Consider the following 17854-nt stretch of genomic DNA (forward strand, 5'->3'; position numbering starts at 1 on the left):
GGTAGCAGACCTTCTTAAGCGTCAGGCTCGGGGTATAGAGGAGGCAGCAGCCGCGCCGATCCAGTCATAGCCCTCTTATACTACGTACCCTGATTGCATGAGGATGGTGTCATAACCGTCCGGTTGTGACACCGACGCGCTAACGCCCGTTTTTGCGAGGTTCAAGGTGTCAGAAGTCCGCGACAGATCGTCTGCATCCGGGAAAACCCGTAAAGCCGGTGTAGCCACACCATATGCTCCCTCATCGTACCTGCCGAGATGAACAAGCGTCCGTTTCCGGGAAGGGGCAGACCCCGCTGAACGACCGCAGTTGGGTCTTACTGGTAGGTGAAGCGGTTGGCGCGAATTATTTCCTGGATCCAGCTGATGAGTAATATGGAATATATCTGTTGGTGTTGGCGTCGCGCATGGCGTGTGTGGCGCCCAGGATTATGCAGTGGCCGAAGGATTTAGGGCACGCCGCCAAGCCGTGCCGAGCCCGTGGGAAATGGCTTCGGTGGCCACAAATGGCGCAGGGGTGACGCCGCCCAACAGGCCTTGACGATCGACGATGCTGGCGGCGCTGGCGGCGCCAGCATCCAGCGCTTCGCCGGAGACCAGCAGGGCGATCGAGGGAGATGCGGCGATCAACGCACTGTAGTCGCGACCTCCGTTGCCGACGGATCGACGGCGAGCGCCGGTGCTTCGCGGGCAATCCGCGCCAGCATGCGATAGCGATGGATGGACGCCGGCACGATGTCGTGGAGAAACAGCGCAGCGCGCGCTGGCGCCAGGGCGGGATCGAGTATGGCGGCGTGCAGCGCCTCCCGAAGCGCGGCAACGACCGCGGGTGGCGTCGTGCGGGCGGTGACGAAAGGCAGGTTGGGCGCACGCGGTGTCCTAGCCAGGTCGCGCAGGCCCCGCAGCGCGGTCGGATCGTCGCGAGCGATGACCGCGGCGGTGACGGCATCGATCGCGGCGATATCCGCGTGACCGCTGGCGACCGCATCGATGCTGGCGCGGTGCGATCCGGTGACGACCGTCGGGCCGAAGAAATCGTCCGGCGCCCCAATCTGCGCTGCGGCAGCCCGCAGCAGGTTCACGCCGGTGTTGGAAAGCGGGGCGTTGATCGCCACGCGACGCCCAGCGATTGTGGCCAAGCCGTGCGCCGGATCCTCGGCGCGCACGAGGATGCGACTGTAATGGCGCCCCGGAGGACAGTCGGGCAACGCATAGATCGGCATGGCGATCACGCGAAGCGCGAGGTCGGGATCGGCGACGAGCGGATAGCCGCAGCATTGCGCGAACAGCAGTGCGGGATCGTGCCAGATCGCCTCGACCGGCCGAGCGCGGTCGAGCGCCTCCGGTGCCGCGAGGCCGACGCCGTGCAGATGCCGGGCGATCGCCGACCAGAGGGCGTCGTTGGCGGCGCGCTGACCCGGATGGTCGTACATGCCGAGCGAGGCAACAGGTGCGCTCGTCATCGGTCCTGTCGGCCCGGATGGATCAAGGCGTCGTGCGGCGCCAGTGCGAAGCGGCGGACGATCTCGCCGTAGCTGCGATAGCCACGCCCCGCCTGCGCGGAGAGGCGCGCATGGTGGTGCCGCTGGTGGGCGGGCAGGCGATACCAAGCGAGGTCGGGGCGATCATGATGGGCGGTGTGCAGGTGGTTGTTGAGATAGAGCAGACCGAGCGGCCCGGCGCGCTCGACCGTCGCAGCGCGGCTGGGGCCGGGCAGGTCGGCGCGATGCTCGGCGAACGAGCGCAGGAGCGTCAGCGACAGGCCTGGATACACCACCAGCAGTGCATAGCGGACCAGGCCGAACCCCGTCCATTCGAGCCAGGCGGCGATCGGCACGACCAGCACGAGGTGCGGCAGCCAGTCGCGCGCGACCTTTCCGGGTCGGTGGAGCAGCCGGTGCGCTTCATCGGCGGCGAGCGCGAGCACGGTAAGGAATGGTCCGATCAGCAGTCGACCGAGCAGCGTGGCCTGCACCCGTGCCGCGACATGGCGCGGCCCGCCCCCGCTTGCGACGTAGCGCGATTCCGGGTCGGCGAGCGGATCGGTGATGTGCGGGCTGCGGTGATGCGCGACGTGACTGTCGCGATAGAGGCCGTATGGCAGCCAGAGCGACAGCGGCACCGCACCGATCGCCGCATTTACCGCGCGCCAGCGGGTCGGATGCCCGTGGATCGTTTCATGCTGCAGCGAGCCGTGCCAGGCGACGAGCCAGCTGCCCGCGACGGCGATCAGCGCTGTCGGCAGCGCCGCATGCCACCACGTCAGCGCCAGCCAGCCACTATAGATCAGCGCGGCGACCGCGACGGTCGGCCATTCGACCCCGGTGCCTCCGTCGCGGAGCGCGGTATCTCCAAACGTGCGCGTCATGGCGGACCTCCTTCGCTGGAGATCATCCATCAATCCAATGGGAATTAAATGCTAGCAAACATCGGTGGGGGGATAGCTGCGCTTGTCGCCGGCGTGCGCAGCCATGATCCGTTCAGATTTCGTCGGGGTCTGTCGGTATGCGCTCGGTGAGGATGGTCGTGACGGCGACGTCGGCGGTGACATTGGCGGCGGTGGCGAACATGTCGGGGATGGTATCGACTGCGAGGAATAGCGGCAGCAGCTCGATGGGCACGCCGACAGCCAGCCCGACGGGGGCGTAGGCAGCGAAGAAGCTGATCTGGTTCGGCAGCCCTGCGATCACGAGATTGTTGAGCACGGCGAGCAGCGCCACGAGGCCGAGCTGGCCAAGCCCAAGCTCGATACCGTGGAGGCGCGCCAGCGCGAGCGTCGCGAGGCCGATCGCGGTCGGCGCGCTGATCCGGAACAGCGCGACGGCGAGCGGCAGGACGGTCCCCACCGGGCGGGCCGGCAGGCCGAGCGTGCGCGTCGCCTCCAGCATGGCAGGCAGCGAGGCGAGCGAGGATTGCGTACTGAAGGCGACCGATTGCGCCGGGAGTATAGCGCGCAGGAAGGTCGACAGCCGCGTTCGCGCAGCGACCGCGACGAGCAGGACGAACGCCGCCAGCAGGACGATACCGCCGACGATACGCGCGACGACATACCAGAGCAGCAGCGCGCCGACCGCAAAGCCGCTGCGCGCAGCGACATCGAACGCCAGCGCAAAGACGCCGATCGGCGCGACGAGCAGGACCCAGCCGATGATGACGAGCAGCGCATCGGCGATGCCCTGGCAGGCGTTGACGATGCCATCCGCGCGCGCTCGGTCGATATGGCGCAGTGCGATGGCGAAGAGCAAGGCGAACAGGACGACAGGCACGATCGCGCCCTGCGCCGCCGATGCGATCGGATTGACCGGCACCAGCGCGCGCAACGTTTCGCCCAGCGGCGGCAGATCGGGTAGCTTGGTGCCGGTCGCGCGCACCGCGTCCAGGCCCGTCACCTGCCATCCGCTGAACATCGCCGATCCCAGCACGACGCCGAACAGGGCGGAGGCGGAGAGAAACAGGACGAACGCACCGATCGCGCGGCGCGCCACGCGGCTCGATCCGCCCGAGCCCGATCCGCTGCCGAGGCCGGTGACCACCAATGCGAAGACGAGCGGGATGATGGGCATGCGCAGGGCGTCGAGCCACACCCCGCCGATCGTCTGCAGGGTCGGCAGCGCGGCGCTGTTCGGCCCCGCCCAATACCCCAGCCCCAGACCGGCGATCAGACCGGCCCATATGCGTCCTACGGCAGGAATCTTCATGCGGTGGCGACGTCCGGTACGGCGGTCGTGCCCATCACCTGCGCGGCGAAACGCTCCATCTCTTCGGCCTGCGGGCTCATTTGCAGGAGCAGCAGGTCGAGGCCCGCCGCCTCATATTCGGCGATCCGTTCCTTCAGCTGTTCGGGCGTGCCGACCAGATTGGGGCGCAGGCCGCGGTTGGACACCGAATATTCCTGGATCTTCAGCTCGCGCTCCAGCTGCGTGCCGGACAGCCATTGGTCGAAATTGGCATAGCCCGCGGGTAAATCGGTGACGGTGGTAATGCGCTCCAGCTCGCGCTTCGCCTCCGCCTCGCTGTCGCGCACGATCGCATAGGCGGCCATGCCGTAGTGCATCGGCGGCCCTCCGGCGGCGCGGCGGCGGGCGGCCATGTCGGCGATCTTGGGCGCCATCGCGGCCACGGGATCGCCGTGCATGACATAGGCGTCGCAGCGCGCGGCGATCATCGCCTTGGCGGCCTCGCTCTCGCCACCGGCATAGATGGTCGGGCGCTTGACGGGCTTGGGCGCGCAGATCGCCGCGTCGGTCGTGTAGAACTGCCCGGCGAAACTGAACCGATCCTGCGTCCACAGGCCGTCGACCACGCTCAGCCATTCGGCGGTGCGCGCATAGCGATCGTCGTGCTGATCGAATTGCAGGCCGTATTGGCGCGCCTCGTCGGCCCACCAGCTCGACACGACGTTGAGCGACAGGCGCCCGCCGGCGATCCGGTCGATGTTCGCCGCCGCCTTGGCGAACAGCGCGGGGTGATGGAAATTGGGGCGGACCGCGACCATCAGCTCCAGCCGCTCGGTCACCGCGGCCAGGGCCGCGGCGGTCGACCAAGCGTCGAGCGCGGGCTGGTCGGTGCCCTTGATGTCGTTGAGGTTGAGCTCCGCGATCAGCGTCAGGTCATATCCCCAGCGCTCGGCATCCTGCGTCAGCGCCTTGGCATAGGCCCAGCTCGCCTCCATGCCCTCGTCGGGGACGTTGCGCAGCCAGCCGCCGAACACGGGCATCCAGAAACCATAGCGCATCAGCGTGCCTCCCCGATCCAGGCGACGATCCGGTCGACCAGCCGCTCGTGCGGGTCCCAGCCCAGCACGTCGAGCGGCCTGGCGACGAAGTTCGACAGCGCGTTGACGTCGTAGAAGCGGGGCGTGCCGTCGCGGTCGTCGATCATCACCTCCACCCCGCCAAGATCGAGCGAGGCGGCGGCGGCGATCCGCTCGGCCGCCTCGCGCAGGGGCGCCGGCGGCTCGGCCGCGGTCATCGTGATCGCGCTGCCGGGGACCTGGCAGGCGTCTGCCGGGCACAGGTCGAACGCGCCCGCCCCGGCGACATCGATCGCGTAAAGATAGGCGCGGTCGAGCGTCTCGATCCGAGTGATCGTGCCGCCGCGGGCGGGGACATAGTCCTGCACCAGCAGCACGCCGTCGATGCTGGTCGGCAACGTTCCGTCGGCGACCGCAGCGCGCAATGCGTCCAAGTCGTCGAAGCGCGCGATGCCCGCACCCGCGCCGCCGATGTTCGCCTTCACCACCAGCGGAAAGCCGATCGTCGCCGCCGCCGCGGGGACGTCGGCGGCGCGGTGGACGACGCGGGTGGCGGGAATGGCAAGGCCGAGCGAGGCGATCAGTGCGAGCTGGCGTGCCTTCGACGTATCGACCGCGAGGGCGGGGGTGCCGTTCAGCACGCGCGCGCCGGACAGTTCCCAGCGAGCGATCAGCGACTGCGCCCAAAAGATCGGATGCTCCGCCTCGCGCAGGAACGCCGACATCGCCAGCCGGCTGAGGATGACGGGGGCGGGCGGCACGGCGTCGGCGGGGTCGAAGGCGGTACGCGGGGTCAGTGTGTCATACGCAATCCCACGCCGGTCGAGCGTGGCGAACAGCGGCGTAAACCATTGGGGATGTTCGTAGAGAATGGCGAGATCGACGGTCATGGCGCCGTGACATGCCGGAGCGCAGGCGCCCTGCAAACCGGCTTGGGCTTGGCCCGCCCCAAGAAACACTTTCCGGCCATGCTATCGGGGCGGCGTCAGAGCGACGGTGCGGAAGCCCAAATGCGAGGCGGCGAGCGTTTCGTCCTGCGCATGGCGGGCGGCAGGGCGGTAGCGGGCGCAGTAATTGGCGGCGCACAGGAACGAGCCACCCTTGATGACGCGGGCGCGGACTTGCGGCTGGCGGGGATCGAAACTGGGATTGCCGGGCGTGCCGTCGCCGGTGACGAAGGCGCCATGGCCGGGCAGATACCAGCTGCGCGTCCATTCCCACACATTGCCGATCAGGTCGTAGGTGCCGATCGGACTGCGGCGGAAGCAGCCCGCCGGGGCGGGGCCGACCCAGCCATCGGTCGCGGTGTTGGTCGTCGGGAAATGCCCTTGCCAATAATTGGCCGCGTGACGCTCGGGCTCGGCGTCCGCGTCGCGGATCTTGATCCGGGCGGCGGCCTCGAACTGTTCTTCAGTCGGCAGCGCGCGGCCGGCCCAGCGGGCATAGGCGCTGGCATCAGCGAAGGTCACGTCCACCACGGGATCGTTGGCGTGACCCGCGATGTCGCTTCCAGGCCCGCGTGGGTGGCGCCACGTCGCCCCGCGCACAAAGCGCCACCATGTCGCCGGATCGGGTGCGAGGAACGGCTGGTCGGCGGGCGGCGGCGAGAAGACGAACGCGCCGCCGCCGGGCCGTTCGGCCTCCGTGACGTAGCCGGTGGCGGCGACGAAGGCGGCGAATTGCCGGTTGGTCACCTCATGCGCGTCGATGCCGAAGGTGGGGACGGAGACGGCGACACGCGGCCGTTCCTCCGGATAGTACATGTCGCTGCCCATCAGGAAGCGCGTGGCCGGCACGCGCACGCTGCCGTCGGCGAAACTGCCTGCGCACGATGGCGATGCGCTGGCGCGCGCGACCGGCGCGGCATCGGCGTGCAGGCCGCCAACGAGCAGCGCCGCGATCACAGCCGGACGGATCATGGGTATCGCGTGGGTTCGGAGGGCATGATGACGCCCGTATCCTTGCCATAGGCGTCCCAGGCGGTGACCAGCGCCTTGAGCCGCGCCGGTTCGCGCGTGGCGAGGTCGTTGGTCTCGCCCGGATCGTCGGCGATGTTGAACAGCCGCCATGCGTCGCTGAGATTTACCGCCTTCCAATCGCCCTGCCGGATGGCGCGGCGCCCGAACAGCTCGCTGCCGATCGCTTCGTCGGGGGCATGGACGCGCTCTGCGGTGCCGCTGAGATAGGGGCGCCAGCTTGCGCCGCGCACCGGCTGCACCGCGCGACCGGCGTAGCGCGTGCCGCGCCACTCGCCGCCAGCCGCCTCGACCAGCGTCGGCACCACGTCCATCACCGTGCCATAGGCCGTGCCGACGCCGTGGCGCCGGGCGCCGGGCCAGTCGATGAAGGCGGCGACGCGGGTGCCGCCCTCGGTCGTATAGCCTTTGTAGAGCCAGGACGGCGCGGTCGCCGCCTGTGCCCAGCCGGGGCCGTACCCGGCATAGGAGGTCGGCTTGCCGAGATTGACGAAGCGGTTGTCGGCCTTGACGACGCGGGCGCGGAATTCGGGGAGTTCGGAGCGCGCGATGTCGATCCCCTCCGCGCCATTGTCGGCGGTGAACAGGATGATCGTGTTGTCATACTGCCCCGTCGCTTTCAGATGCGCGATGACGCGGCCGACATTCTGGTCCATCCGGTCGACCATCGCGGCATAGATTTCCATCAGCCGTGCCTGCTCCTTACGCTCAGGCGCCGACAGATCGGCCCAGTGGCGGCCGGGCGGAAGGACGAGATCGTGTGGCGTGACGTTCGCCGCGACCAGACCGAGCGCTTTCAGCCTTGCGAGGCGGCGGGCGCGCAAGACCTCGAACTCCTCATCATACCGGCCGCGGTAGCGTGCCACGTCTTCGTCCGGCGCCTGAAGCGGCCAGTGTGGCGCGGTGAAGGTGAGATAGGCGAAGAAGGGTTTGGCGCGATCGGCGCGGCCCAATTGCTCGATCAGCTTCGTCGCATAGGTGTCCGACGAATAGAACCCGGCGGGTAGGCTGGCGAGCTGCCGCCCGTTCTCCCAATAGGTGGTGCCTGGCTTGCCGTCCTTGGCCAGATCGAGCCCATAATGGTTGCCGCCGCCCTGGGCGAGGTCGAAGCTCTGATCGAAGCCGTGGCGGGCGGGGCTGTCCTCTGCGCGGGTGCCGAGATGCCATTTGCCCGCCATGAGCGTCGCATAGCCCAGGTCGTGCAACCGGTCGGCCAAGGTGACGATGTCGTCCGGCAGGTGCCCTTCGTACCCGGGTTTGCCGACCTGATTGGGCGTCAGCATCTCCGCCATGTTGCCGAGGCCGGCGAGGTGGTTGTCGGTGCCCGACAACAGCATTGATCGCGTCGGGGAACAGGTTGGCGCGGAATGGAAACCGGTGAGCTTCAGCCCGCGTGCGGCCAGCGCGTCGAGGTTCGGCGTCCGTATCTCGCCGCCGAACGCGCCGAGGTCCGAATAGCCAAGATCGTCGGCGACGATGATGAGGATGTTGGGCTTCGTCGCCGCCTTGGTGGGGGCGGGGCGCGCGTTCTGTGCATGGCCGCCGGTGGCGGCGGTCAGCGAGACGGCGGCCGTCAACGCGGTGGCGAGCAGGGCGACGGTCAGCGCGGTCGTTCGCACGGGGCATTCTCCCGAAAAGGAGCGCCGGCGTCCCTGGCGTGAGGACACCGGCGCGACAGGTCACTCGGCGGCTTCGAGCAGCGGCTCCGGCTTCAGCGCGCGGCTGGTGGCGCCGTCGAGAGCGACCGGCACCGACCCCGCGATCGTCGCGCGGCGCAGGTGACGCTTCTGCTTGCCGAAATCCGCGATGGCGCGATGCTGCGTTGCGCGATTGTCCCAGACCGCCACGTCTCCCGGCTGCCAGCGCCATCGCACCGTGTTCTCCGGCTTGGTGATCTGATCCTGAAGGATCTGGAAGATGCGATTGGAATCCTCCCGATTGAGGCCGACGAAATGCTTGACGAAATTGCCGAGCAGCAGCGCCTTCTCGCCGGTCACCGGATGGACGTGAACCACCGGATGTTCGGTTTCGTAGACGGTGGAAGCGAAGATCTCGCGATGACGTCGGATGGCCTCCGTGGTCGCCTCGGGCCGGGCGGTGGCATAGTCATAGGCGTTGGTGTGGACCGCGCGCAGACCTTGGACCAGCGCCTTGAGCGGCGCGGGCAGCCCTTCATAGGCGGCGACCGCATTCGCCCAGAGGGTGTCGCCGCCCGCGGGCGGGATCACCAGCGCGCGCAGGATCGACGCGGCGGGGAAGGCGGGCAGGAAGGTGATGTCCGTATGCCATTGCGACGCGGCCTCACCCTCACGCGAGTTGAGTTCGAGCAGGAAGCGCGACCCCTCCGCCACCGGCACGGTCGGGTGGGCGAGCGGCTCGCCGAGCCGCGCCGCGAACGCCTCGTGGGTCTCGTCGTCGAGCTGCGTCTGGCCGCGGAAGAAGATCACCTTGTGGCGGCCGAGCGCCTGTTTGATCGCGGCGATGGTAAGATCATCGAGATCGCCCGACAGCGCGATGCCCCGGATTTCGGCGCCGATCTTCCCTGCGACGGGAACGATGTCGAGCGGGGTGTCCGCATCGGCGGCATTGTCGAACTGGTGTTGGATCACGGTCATGTCACACACTCCTTCAGGCTTCGACGGGAACGGTGGCCGCGCGGGCGTCGAGCGCGCGGCGGATCTGGGCGTGGCGGGTCTGGTCGAGCGGAAAGTGCCAGATTAGCGCGGCCGAGATGATGTGCGCGGCGGCGGGGCCGAGCGCGAAGACGTATTTGAGCGCGTCCAGCGCGGCGGGGGCGCTCTGCCCCCTGGGCTGGAAGCCGAGCCAGGCGAGCAAAGGCAGCGCGAGGCCGATGCCGATCGCCGGGCCTGCCTTGGTCGCCAGGCTGAAGACGGAGAAGAATAGGCCGGTGCGGTTGTGGCCGGTTGACAGCTCGTGCGCATCGGCGACGTCCGCGACCATCGCGCGGAGCATCAGATTGCCCGAGCCCTGCGTCAGCCCCTGCGCCACGGCGAGCGCGATCAGCAGCCAGAGCATATCGGGGAAGACCGCGAGCAGGGCGATGTTGATCGCCGCCTGCGCGAGTTCACCCGCGATCGCCGTCTCACGCTTGCCCAGCCGCCGCCCGATCGCGAGCCAGATCGGCCCGGCAGCGACGCCGAACACGAATTGCAGCAGGTACAGCCCGCTCGCCCATTGCGGCAGGCCCATGTAGCTGACGCAGAAGAAGGCGATCAGCCCGGCGCGGATCGACTGACCCGCCGTCACCGCCACGTCGGAGGCGAGGACGCGCAGCAGCAGCCGGTCGCGGAACACCAGCCCGGCGCTGCGCCAGAAGCCGATGCGGTGCGTCCGTTGCGCCGGGATGGGCGGTTCGGCGATGGCGGTCAGGCTCAGCATAAGTGCTAGCACCAGCGTCGTCAGGATGAACGCGCCGGTCGCGTGCAGCTTCAGCACGCCGTCGGCGGGCCGCCACTGCTCGATCAGGGTCGGCAGGATCAGGACAAGCAACAGGCCGACCGCCCGCATCGTCTGCTGATAGGTCACGATGCGCGTGCGCTCGTGATACTGGCCCGACAATTCCCCCGCCCAGGCGGAAAAGGGAATCTCGATCATCGTCCAGCCGGCGTAGAAGACGAACAGCGCGGCCCCGAAATAGAGCGGCGCGACGGTCGCGGGTGGAAAGAACAGCAGCGCCGATCCGACCCCGAACAGCAGGCCACCCGCCGCGATCCATGGCCGTCGTCGACCGAAGCGGGTGCGCGTCCGGTCCGACAGCGCGCCGACGATGGGGTCCGACGCCACGTCCCAGAAGCGGCCGAGGAAGAAGATGAACCCGATCGTCGCCAGCGACAGGCCGAAATGGCTTGCATAGAGTTGCGGCACGAACAGGACGAGCGGCAGCCCCGCACCGGCCAGCGGGACGGCGAGCGAACCGAATCCGATCAGCCTGACGGCCGCATGCCCTTCGTGTCGCGCCGTCGCCCTTCGTTGGGGTGGGCCATAAACGTCCTCAAAGGGAATGCTCGCCATCGTCGCGCTCCTCAGAACCGGACCTTGAGGGTCGCGCCATAGGTGCCCGGATCGCCGAGAATGGCGGAAACGAGCCCGTAATTGATGACGTTCAAGGTCTGGAAATAGCGTTTGTCGAACAGGTTGCGCGCCCAGACCGACAGGTCGTAGCGGCCGTCCTCACCCAGCCGGACACCGGCGCGCGCATTGACCAGGCCATAGCCGGGGACGAGGCCGTAGCGGCTGTTGCTCGCCACCGTGTAATAGGAGGACCGGTAGGACCAGTCGCTGTGGAGGTAGCCCTCGGCGCGGCCGCCGACGGGATGCGTTACGTCGGCGCCGACCGACGCCGCCCATTTGGGTACGCCCGCCAGCCTCTGTCCGGTGAAGTCGCGCACCGGGGAGCCGCCGGGATTGGCGGCGGTGGGGTTCAGCGCTTCGACCGGGGTCGGGCCGTTGGGGTAGTCGCGATACGTCGCGTCGGTATAAGCGATCGAGCCGGTGAGGCTCAGCCAATCCGCGGGGCGAACCGCCAGATCGCCCTCCAACCCGCGCGAGCGGACCTTCGGGATGTTGGCGATGTAGTTGATGTAGGTGTTGGTGCCGATGACCTGCTGGACGATCGTCGTCTGATAGTCGTGGACGCTGGTCTGATAGGCGGCGAGGTTCAGCGTCACGCGCCGGTCGAGAAACTGCGACTTCAGACCGACCTCGACATTGTCCACCGTCTCGGGTCGAACGACGGGGTCGACGCCCGCGGGCAGGTTGGTCAGGTTCAGTCCCTGCGACTTCGCCCCGCGCGAATAGGTGGCGTAGAGCAGCACATCCTCCGCCGGCTTCCAGCCCAGCGTCGCCAGCCCCGAGACGCTGTCGTCGTCGGTGTCGACGGAGAAGGCCTGGATCGGGGCCAGGGCGTTGCGGATCGCGGTGACACGCGCGATCTGCGCCGCCGTCAGGCCGGTGGTCGGCTGCGCGAAGAGACGCTGGTTCGCATAGCTGCCCCACTTCTCCTCATGCGTGTAGCGCAGCCCGGCGGTCAGGCTGAGCGCGGGCGTGATGTGCCACGTGCCCTGACCGAAGACCGCGCCGCTCTTGGTATGCGGATCGGACCGACCGGCGGAGAGCAGGCCGTTGCTGGCGAGGCTCGCCACGGTCTGGTTGTCCGACGGAAAAAGCGCGAGCGCGGCGTCGGCGCCGAATTCGGCACGGCTGTACCCACGCACCACCTGCTGGAAATAATAGGCACCCAGCAGCCAGTCGACGGTGTGCGTGCCGGTGGAGGCGAGGCGCAGTTCCTGGCTGAACTGGCGCTGGAAATTGAGGATATGGTTCTGCGTGTTGATCGACAGCGCGGTCAGGTCGCTATCGTTGCGAGGAAACCAGTTCCACTGCCGGACCGCGGTGATCGACGTGAGCGCCGCCCCACCCAGATCGTAATCGACCTGACCCGACACGCCCCAGGTATCCATGTTGGCCTGGAACGGCGAATTGGCATCCGTCCGACGCGCAAACGGATCGATCGGCAGCGGCGTATAATTGGGGAAGTGCGCGATCCGCTGGAGGTAGGTGTTCGCGATCGGGGTGCCGTTGTCATAGCTCGCGAAGGTGCTGACCGGCAGGTTGATGCAGCACGATTGCTCCTGCTGACCCCAGTCGCCGATGATACGGATCGTCAGGTCGGACGCGGGGGTCAGCAGCAGCTGGCCGCGCACCGTGGCATTCTCATAATCATGGACGCGGCGACGCGTCTTCGTGTCGTAGAGGAAGCCGTCGCGGCTGGTATAGGCCGCGCTCAGCCGGAAGGCGGCGAGCCCGTCGATCAGCGGCCCCGTGAGCGAGCCGCGCACCTGCCGGTAATCGTAATTGCCGACATCGACCTGCCCGTCGGCATGCCATTGGAACAGCGGCAGGCGGCTGGAGATGTTGATCGCGCCGGCGGTGGTGTTCTTGCCGAACAGCGTGCCCTGCGGCCCGCGCAGCACTTCGACGCGATCGAGGTCGACGAGGTCGAACTGGCTCTGCCCGACGCGGCCGTAATATACGTTGTCGATGTAGACGCCGACACCATTCTCCAGCCCGTCGTTGGTCAGTGCGACGTTGGAGCCGAGCCCGCGAATGTTGATGTTGGTGTTGCGTGGATTGAAGCTGAACACCTGGAGCGATGGCACCAATTGCTGCACCTGATCGAGCCGATAGTCGCCGCGTAGTCCCAGCTGCTCCGCGCCGACGACGCTGAGCGCGATCGGCACGTCCTGCGCCCGCTCCGTCCGTCGCCGGGCGGTGACGACGATATCGTCGGCGGGCGCGCCGGCCGGGGTGGCCGCGGTGTCGTCCGCATGCACGGAACCGGTGCCCGCTGCGACGCGGACCGCACCGTCACTGTCGATGGGTACGATCTGTGCCGCAGCGCCGGGCGGCATCAGTGCGGTGGCGGCAAGCCACAGTCGACGGTGGCGACGGACGCGCGCCGTCGTCGCCGAAAATCCCCTTTTCATGGATTGGCTTTCTCGTTGTTCTGGCGGTCGTCACGGGCACGTTCCGTCGCCGGCTGCGGCGCCGATGGCGCCGGCCGGGCGGATTTCTGTTGCGCGGACGAGGCCGGTCGGCCCGGTCCGCTCGCCGTGTCAGATTAGGGTAGGAGTCGCCTCGACGGCAGGCGGATCGTGGAAGCGGATCGGGATCATAGAGGTCTCCGCGCTAAGGCCCGGTTTGGGTCTGACGTAAAACCTATCGACTCGATCGGAATAATGGGAAAAGCATATGTTGCGGTACGATTAGCCGAGCTTTGCTCATGGTGCGCGAACGCGTGGTCAGGCGGTGATCCCGAGGCCGTAGAGCGCGAGGCTGGCGGCGGACGTCGCCAGCAGCGTCGTCACCACGCTTGCCCGAAGCCCGAACAAAGCGCCGCCCGCGCCGCATGCGAGGGCGAGGGCGACCGGATCGATGCTGGCCAGGATCGGGGCATCGAAGCCTAAGGGGCCGGCCGCGACCGAGGTCGTTGCGCGGAAGAGCGTGTGCAGCGCGAACCAGACCGCGAGATTGAGTACGACGCCCACGACCGCCGCGGTAATTGCCGAAAGCGCGCCAGCGACCGCGGCATTGCCGCGCAGCCGCTCGATGAAGGGTGCGCCGAGAAAGATCCAAAGGAAGCACGGCACGAAGGTCACCCAGGTCGCGAGCAGGCCGCCGAGCGTGCCCGCGACCGGCGGCGACACGCCGCCAGGATCGCGATAGGCGCCAAGGAACCCCACGAATTGCAGGACCGTGATGAGCGGCCCGGGTGTCGTTTTCGCCATGCCCAGGCCGTCGAGCATTTCCTTCGGCCCCAGCCAGCCGTAATTCTCGACCGCCTGCTGGGCGACATAGGCAAGGACGGCATAGGCTCCGCCGAACGTCACCATCGCCATCGTCGAAAAGAAGGTTGCGATGCGGCTGAACACATCGTCTGGGCCGAGCGCGATCAGCAACGCGGCGACTGGCACGAGCCAGAGAGCCAGCCAGACCAGCGCCGCCCGGATCGTATCCGCCCATGTCGGCCGCGCATGGGCGGGCAGCGCGTCGCCAAGCAGCGTGTCTGCGTCGGCTACGACCGTGCCCTTGACTGCACCATGACCGCCGCCCCTGAAGGCGGTGCTGCCCTTCCGCGTCGACCACCAGCCGATGAGGCCCGCTCCCAGCACGATCAGCGGGAAGGGTACGCCGAGGAAGAATATCAGGACGAAGGCCAGCATGGCAAGCGCTCTGGCCGGCGGCGTCGTGAGCGCCCGCCCGCCGATCCGCACCACAGCCTGCAGCACGACTGCCAACACCGCGCATTTGAGGCCGAAGAACAGGGCCGAAACGATGCCGACGCGGCCGTACAGGGCATAGACCCAGCTCAGCGCCATGACCGCAACGGCGCCGGGGATGACGAACAGCACGCCGACGACGATGCCGCCCTTCGTACGGTGCATCAGCCAACCGATATAGGTGGCGAGCTGCTGCGCCTCCGGCCCGGGCAGCAGCATGCAGTAGTTGAGCGCGTGCAAGAACCGCTGCTCGCCGATCCAGCGTTTCTCGTCGACCAGGATGCGGTGCATGACCGCGATCTGGCCGGCCGGCCCCCCGAACGAGAGCAGCGCGATCCGCAGCCACACCCAAAAGGCCTGGCCGAGCGTCACCGGTGCGGGGCGTGCTGGTGGTGCGGCGTCCGCCGTCACCGCGGTCATGCCGACACCTTGCCGCGCGTCGGCTGATGCGAGGACCAATTGTGCTTTTCGCCCTGTGCATCGCGACAGCAGCGATACAGGGCATCGTAGACCGCCATGCCCGCCTCCAGCTGGGCATGATCGTCGCTGTGGATGCGCGACAGGCCTAGCGAGATGGCGAGGAGCCCTGCTGCCTCCGGCGCCAGATCGAGCCGATCGGTATCGGCACCGCGAACGATCGCGGCCAGACGTACCAGTGGTTCGTGCGTATCGAGCCCGAACGCCTCGACCATCACATCAAAGGTACACCGCTCGCCGCGATGGCTCCAGAATACACCGTCGTCCGCGACATCGAACGGTTCGGCCTGCTGTTGCGCGGCGACGGTCAGCACCTCGCCTGGCGCCACGAACAGGAAGCGCGCCGCGGGATCGACGAAGCGGCGGATCAGCCAGGGGCAGGCGATGCGGTCGACCTTCGGCCGCGCGCGAGTGACCCACCATGTCCTGCCATCACGGCGGCGCGGCGGACGATGCGCGAGCGTTATGGCGGGCAGGCCCGCCCGCTCCCAAGCGGCGTGGCCGCCTTCCAGGACTTCGGCATCCTTGCCATCGCTTCGCATCATCGCCGCTGCGGCAACGGCCCCCGTACCGCCATACCGATCGACGACGATGACGGTGTCGACCGATGGGGCATGTTGAAGATCGCCCGGCATTGCACCCGGGATCGCGCGCGCGGGTGACGACCGCAGATCGACGATGCGCGGGCAGCCGGCGGTGCCGACCAGTCGCGATAGCTCGTCCGGGGTGATGGCGTTCGGCGCAGGCATGGGGCGTCCTTCATGAATAGGCGGACGCGATTCTCCAGCTGACGCCTCGTGGGGAGATCGCCGTCCCCATGATCGCAATCGGCCATCATGACCTGGCCTTGTCAATTGCCACGGCGCGCTCTGCCTCGACTGATCGTCGGATTGCGACGTCTGCTGGGTAATACTTAACGGACGTCCGGTTCCGGGAAGAAAGATGCAGGACGTGGATGTCGGGTTATGGGTCGAAGGGTAGGGCGGCCGCTTACGCCCACAATCCGGCATCAATTACATCGGCGTTGCGGCGCTGTTGCTTCGGATTTAAGTAGGCATATAGACGGATCATTGAAGCGCCACGCGACCCCCTGCGACGTGCTTTTGGCACTGGCGATAATCGTGACGATACTCGGCTTTTGGTGCGTGGGGCAGTGGCTGACGCCGGACGTCTAAGTCCGCTTCCGCCCATTTGCGGACGTCCGTGGCGTCTGTATTATGTGGCCATGCGCTATCTATTGATCGCTGCTCCGGCACTCATGGCGAGCACCATTCCGCCCGTCGCGTCATTGCGGGTGGGCGGTGAGCGATCGACATTCTCTGTGTTAGTCGAGGAAGGCGCGGGTACGGGCTATCACATCCGGATCAAATGCGTGTCCGAGTGCGCGCGACCGATAGAGTTCAGCGAACCTGTCGGCGACGTTCCGATGGGATTGTTTACCCGCGATAAGGACAATCTTGTATTCTCGTTGTGGTCCGGTGGCTCCGTGTATCGCGTGCGTGTTTACCAGGTGAGCGACACGAGTGTCCGCAACGTGGGGGAGCTTTCGAGCCGTGGCTTGCCAGACGTGTTAACTGACAATGCTGGGCGTCCCGCTATACGTACATACGAGGCCGACAGCGGCGCTCACACGCTCAAGCCAGTGCTAAGATCGTTCATCCAAGGCCATTTTGAAGTTGTGCGCTGACCGCGGATTTTTCGACTGGCGGATCGCCCGCTAACGCCCATTTGCAGTCGTCCTTTCCGTTGTGGCAGTCACGTCAAATGAATAGTTCACTCATCGTCGCGTTCGAGTTCAGCAGGGACGGCGACGATTTCGGCTGGCTAACTGCGGAGGTGCAGACACCGCGCTTCCGCGGGAGCAACGGTATGTGGGTCCAATGGCAGGATGTGAGCGACTTGGCTGAAGCGCTCCGTGCGCACCCTATCAAACAGAACGATCCGGTCACTGCCGACTGGGGCTTTGGCGAAGCGTCACAGGGAAAAGCAGTCGCAACGACGATCACCGGTCTTAGCATTGAACCAAGAGGCAAAACCGGGAGGGGCTGGTCGCATGGATATGCCTTGCAGACTACTATAAACCAGCCAATCGATGCAGCACCCAATCAGAGACTAACTATCATTCTCTTGCACTCTTTACAGATGAGATCACCCGGTTACTGCGGGAGAGGTCCGGCAGTGCTACGCTGCACGGCGATGCAAACGTCTGCTAACTCCCATAAGCGGCCGCATGGCTTACGCCCGATTGCGAATATTCACCGTAGGGAGGATCATGGGGGATGATCGCCGAACTTCGAGCCTTGCTGACCGCCGAAAATGAACCCCTTAAGTCTATTCGGCCCAGGGGAGACGCGTTCTGTGTCTCTATACGAGCGCTTGTGGGGCCAGCTGGCGCGCCAGGAGAGGAGTCCTTTGATTTCAACGTGTGTTCGCCAGCTTGGCTGGAGTATGAACTAGATAGCCATACCATCGTCGAAGGGCGGTTGTTGCTTATCGCGCGCACTTTCGACCCTCAACGCGTCGAAGATTATGTGCGCAAGCGCATCGCTCAGGTGTCGGGCGACGACTGGCTTACGATCGCAGGTAAGATTGCCCGCTGGTCACTATGGGAGTTCGAGGACTATAGCCCGTAAAGAACGTCCGCTTACCCCCCCCATCCCCATTGCCGGACATCACTTAAGTAGAGGTGATCGCAGGTCAGCGACCGTTTGCGATATGAACGAACGGCAGAAGCTGGGGAGCGGGCAAGGTGCTCCAAATGGCCGAAACTGGTTCAACCCAACCGCATTGCCGTCGGCGCATTCCCGAATGATTGCTCCGTGGTCGATGGCTCGGCAGACTACCCTTGC

At 66.8% G+C, this 17854-nt stretch carries 15 protein-coding genes; 2 read left to right on the top strand and 13 right to left on the bottom strand.

All coding sequences use genetic code 11. The features are described from left to right. Positions 1–429: 429 nt before the first annotated feature. The 13 genes from SPHME3_RS21040 to SPHME3_RS0111235 form a co-directional block, all read right to left on the bottom strand. Entirely contained in the window at positions 430–630 is a 201-nt protein-coding gene (locus tag SPHME3_RS21040) for a hypothetical protein (RefSeq protein ID WP_156002631.1), read from the bottom strand. Next, a complete protein-coding gene (locus SPHME3_RS0111180) occupies positions 627–1463 on the bottom strand; it encodes a phosphate/phosphite/phosphonate ABC transporter substrate-binding protein (RefSeq protein WP_231292022.1) in 837 nt (278 codons plus the stop codon). The genes SPHME3_RS21040 and SPHME3_RS0111180 overlap by 4 nt, the downstream gene beginning before the upstream one ends. Further along, positions 1460–2368 (bottom strand): fatty acid desaturase, encoded by a 909-nt coding sequence (locus SPHME3_RS0111185; protein ID WP_017979074.1) that lies wholly within the window; start codon positions 2366–2368, stop codon positions 1460–1462. Before SPHME3_RS0111185 ends, SPHME3_RS0111180 begins: the two co-directional genes overlap by 4 nt. Positions 2369–2480: 112 nt before the next feature. After that, positions 2481–3698, bottom strand: a complete 1218-nt coding sequence (locus SPHME3_RS0111190) for a dicarboxylate/amino acid:cation symporter (protein ID WP_017979073.1) — start codon at positions 3696–3698, stop codon at positions 2481–2483. Then, entirely contained in the window at positions 3695–4735 is a 1041-nt protein-coding gene (locus SPHME3_RS0111195; RefSeq protein WP_017979072.1) for an LLM class flavin-dependent oxidoreductase, read from the bottom strand. Before SPHME3_RS0111195 ends, SPHME3_RS0111190 begins: the two co-directional genes overlap by 4 nt. After that, positions 4735–5643: an ATP-grasp domain-containing protein gene (locus SPHME3_RS0111200; protein ID WP_017979071.1), complete on the bottom strand. Its 909-nt coding sequence runs from the start codon at positions 5641–5643 to the stop codon at positions 4735–4737. The genes SPHME3_RS0111195 and SPHME3_RS0111200 overlap by 1 nt, the downstream gene beginning before the upstream one ends. Positions 5644–5724: 81 nt before the next feature. Next, the gene (locus tag SPHME3_RS0111205) at positions 5725–6672 is read right to left on the bottom strand and encodes a formylglycine-generating enzyme family protein (protein WP_017979070.1); all 948 of its coding nucleotides are present in this window, start codon (positions 6670–6672) and stop codon (positions 5725–5727) included. After that, positions 6669–8348: an arylsulfatase gene (locus SPHME3_RS0111210; protein WP_017979069.1), complete on the bottom strand. Its 1680-nt coding sequence runs from the start codon at positions 8346–8348 to the stop codon at positions 6669–6671. Before SPHME3_RS0111210 ends, SPHME3_RS0111205 begins: the two co-directional genes overlap by 4 nt. Before the next feature lie 60 nt (positions 8349–8408). Next, a complete protein-coding gene (locus tag SPHME3_RS0111215) occupies positions 8409–9344 on the bottom strand; it encodes a TauD/TfdA dioxygenase family protein (RefSeq protein WP_017979068.1) in 936 nt (311 codons plus the stop codon). Between the two features lie 13 nt (positions 9345–9357). Beyond that, complete coding sequence (locus tag SPHME3_RS0111220) at positions 9358–10761, bottom strand: MFS transporter (RefSeq protein ID WP_017979067.1); 1404 nt, start codon at positions 10759–10761, stop codon at positions 9358–9360. A gap of 11 nt (positions 10762–10772) precedes the next feature. Continuing rightward, positions 10773–13235, bottom strand: coding sequence for a TonB-dependent receptor (locus SPHME3_RS0111225; protein ID WP_018250719.1), 2463 nt, complete (start codon positions 13233–13235; stop codon positions 10773–10775). Positions 13236–13550: 315 nt separating this feature from the next. Then, positions 13551–14948, bottom strand: a complete 1398-nt coding sequence (gene chrA, locus SPHME3_RS0111230) for a chromate efflux transporter (RefSeq protein ID WP_017979065.1) — start codon at positions 14946–14948, stop codon at positions 13551–13553. Then, positions 14945–15754, bottom strand: a complete 810-nt coding sequence (locus SPHME3_RS0111235; RefSeq protein WP_017979064.1) for a chromate resistance protein ChrB domain-containing protein — start codon at positions 15752–15754, stop codon at positions 14945–14947. Before SPHME3_RS0111235 ends, chrA begins: the two co-directional genes overlap by 4 nt. A gap of 476 nt (positions 15755–16230) precedes the next feature. Here SPHME3_RS0111235 and SPHME3_RS21045 point away from each other — a divergent pair, with 476 nt between their 5' ends. Both SPHME3_RS21045 and SPHME3_RS0111240 read left to right on the top strand, forming a co-directional pair. After that, positions 16231–16692: a hypothetical protein gene (locus SPHME3_RS21045; RefSeq protein WP_017979062.1), complete on the top strand. Its 462-nt coding sequence runs from the start codon at positions 16231–16233 to the stop codon at positions 16690–16692. Positions 16693–17284: 592 nt separating this feature from the next. Continuing rightward, on the top strand, positions 17285–17638 hold the full coding sequence (locus tag SPHME3_RS0111240; protein ID WP_017979061.1) for an Imm8 family immunity protein: 354 nt from the start codon (positions 17285–17287) through the stop codon (positions 17636–17638). Positions 17639–17854: the final 216 nt, after the last annotated feature.

The organism is Sphingomonas melonis DAPP-PG 224, assembly GCF_000379045.1.
In the GTDB taxonomy this organism is placed as follows: domain Bacteria; phylum Pseudomonadota; class Alphaproteobacteria; order Sphingomonadales; family Sphingomonadaceae; genus Sphingomonas; species Sphingomonas aquatilis.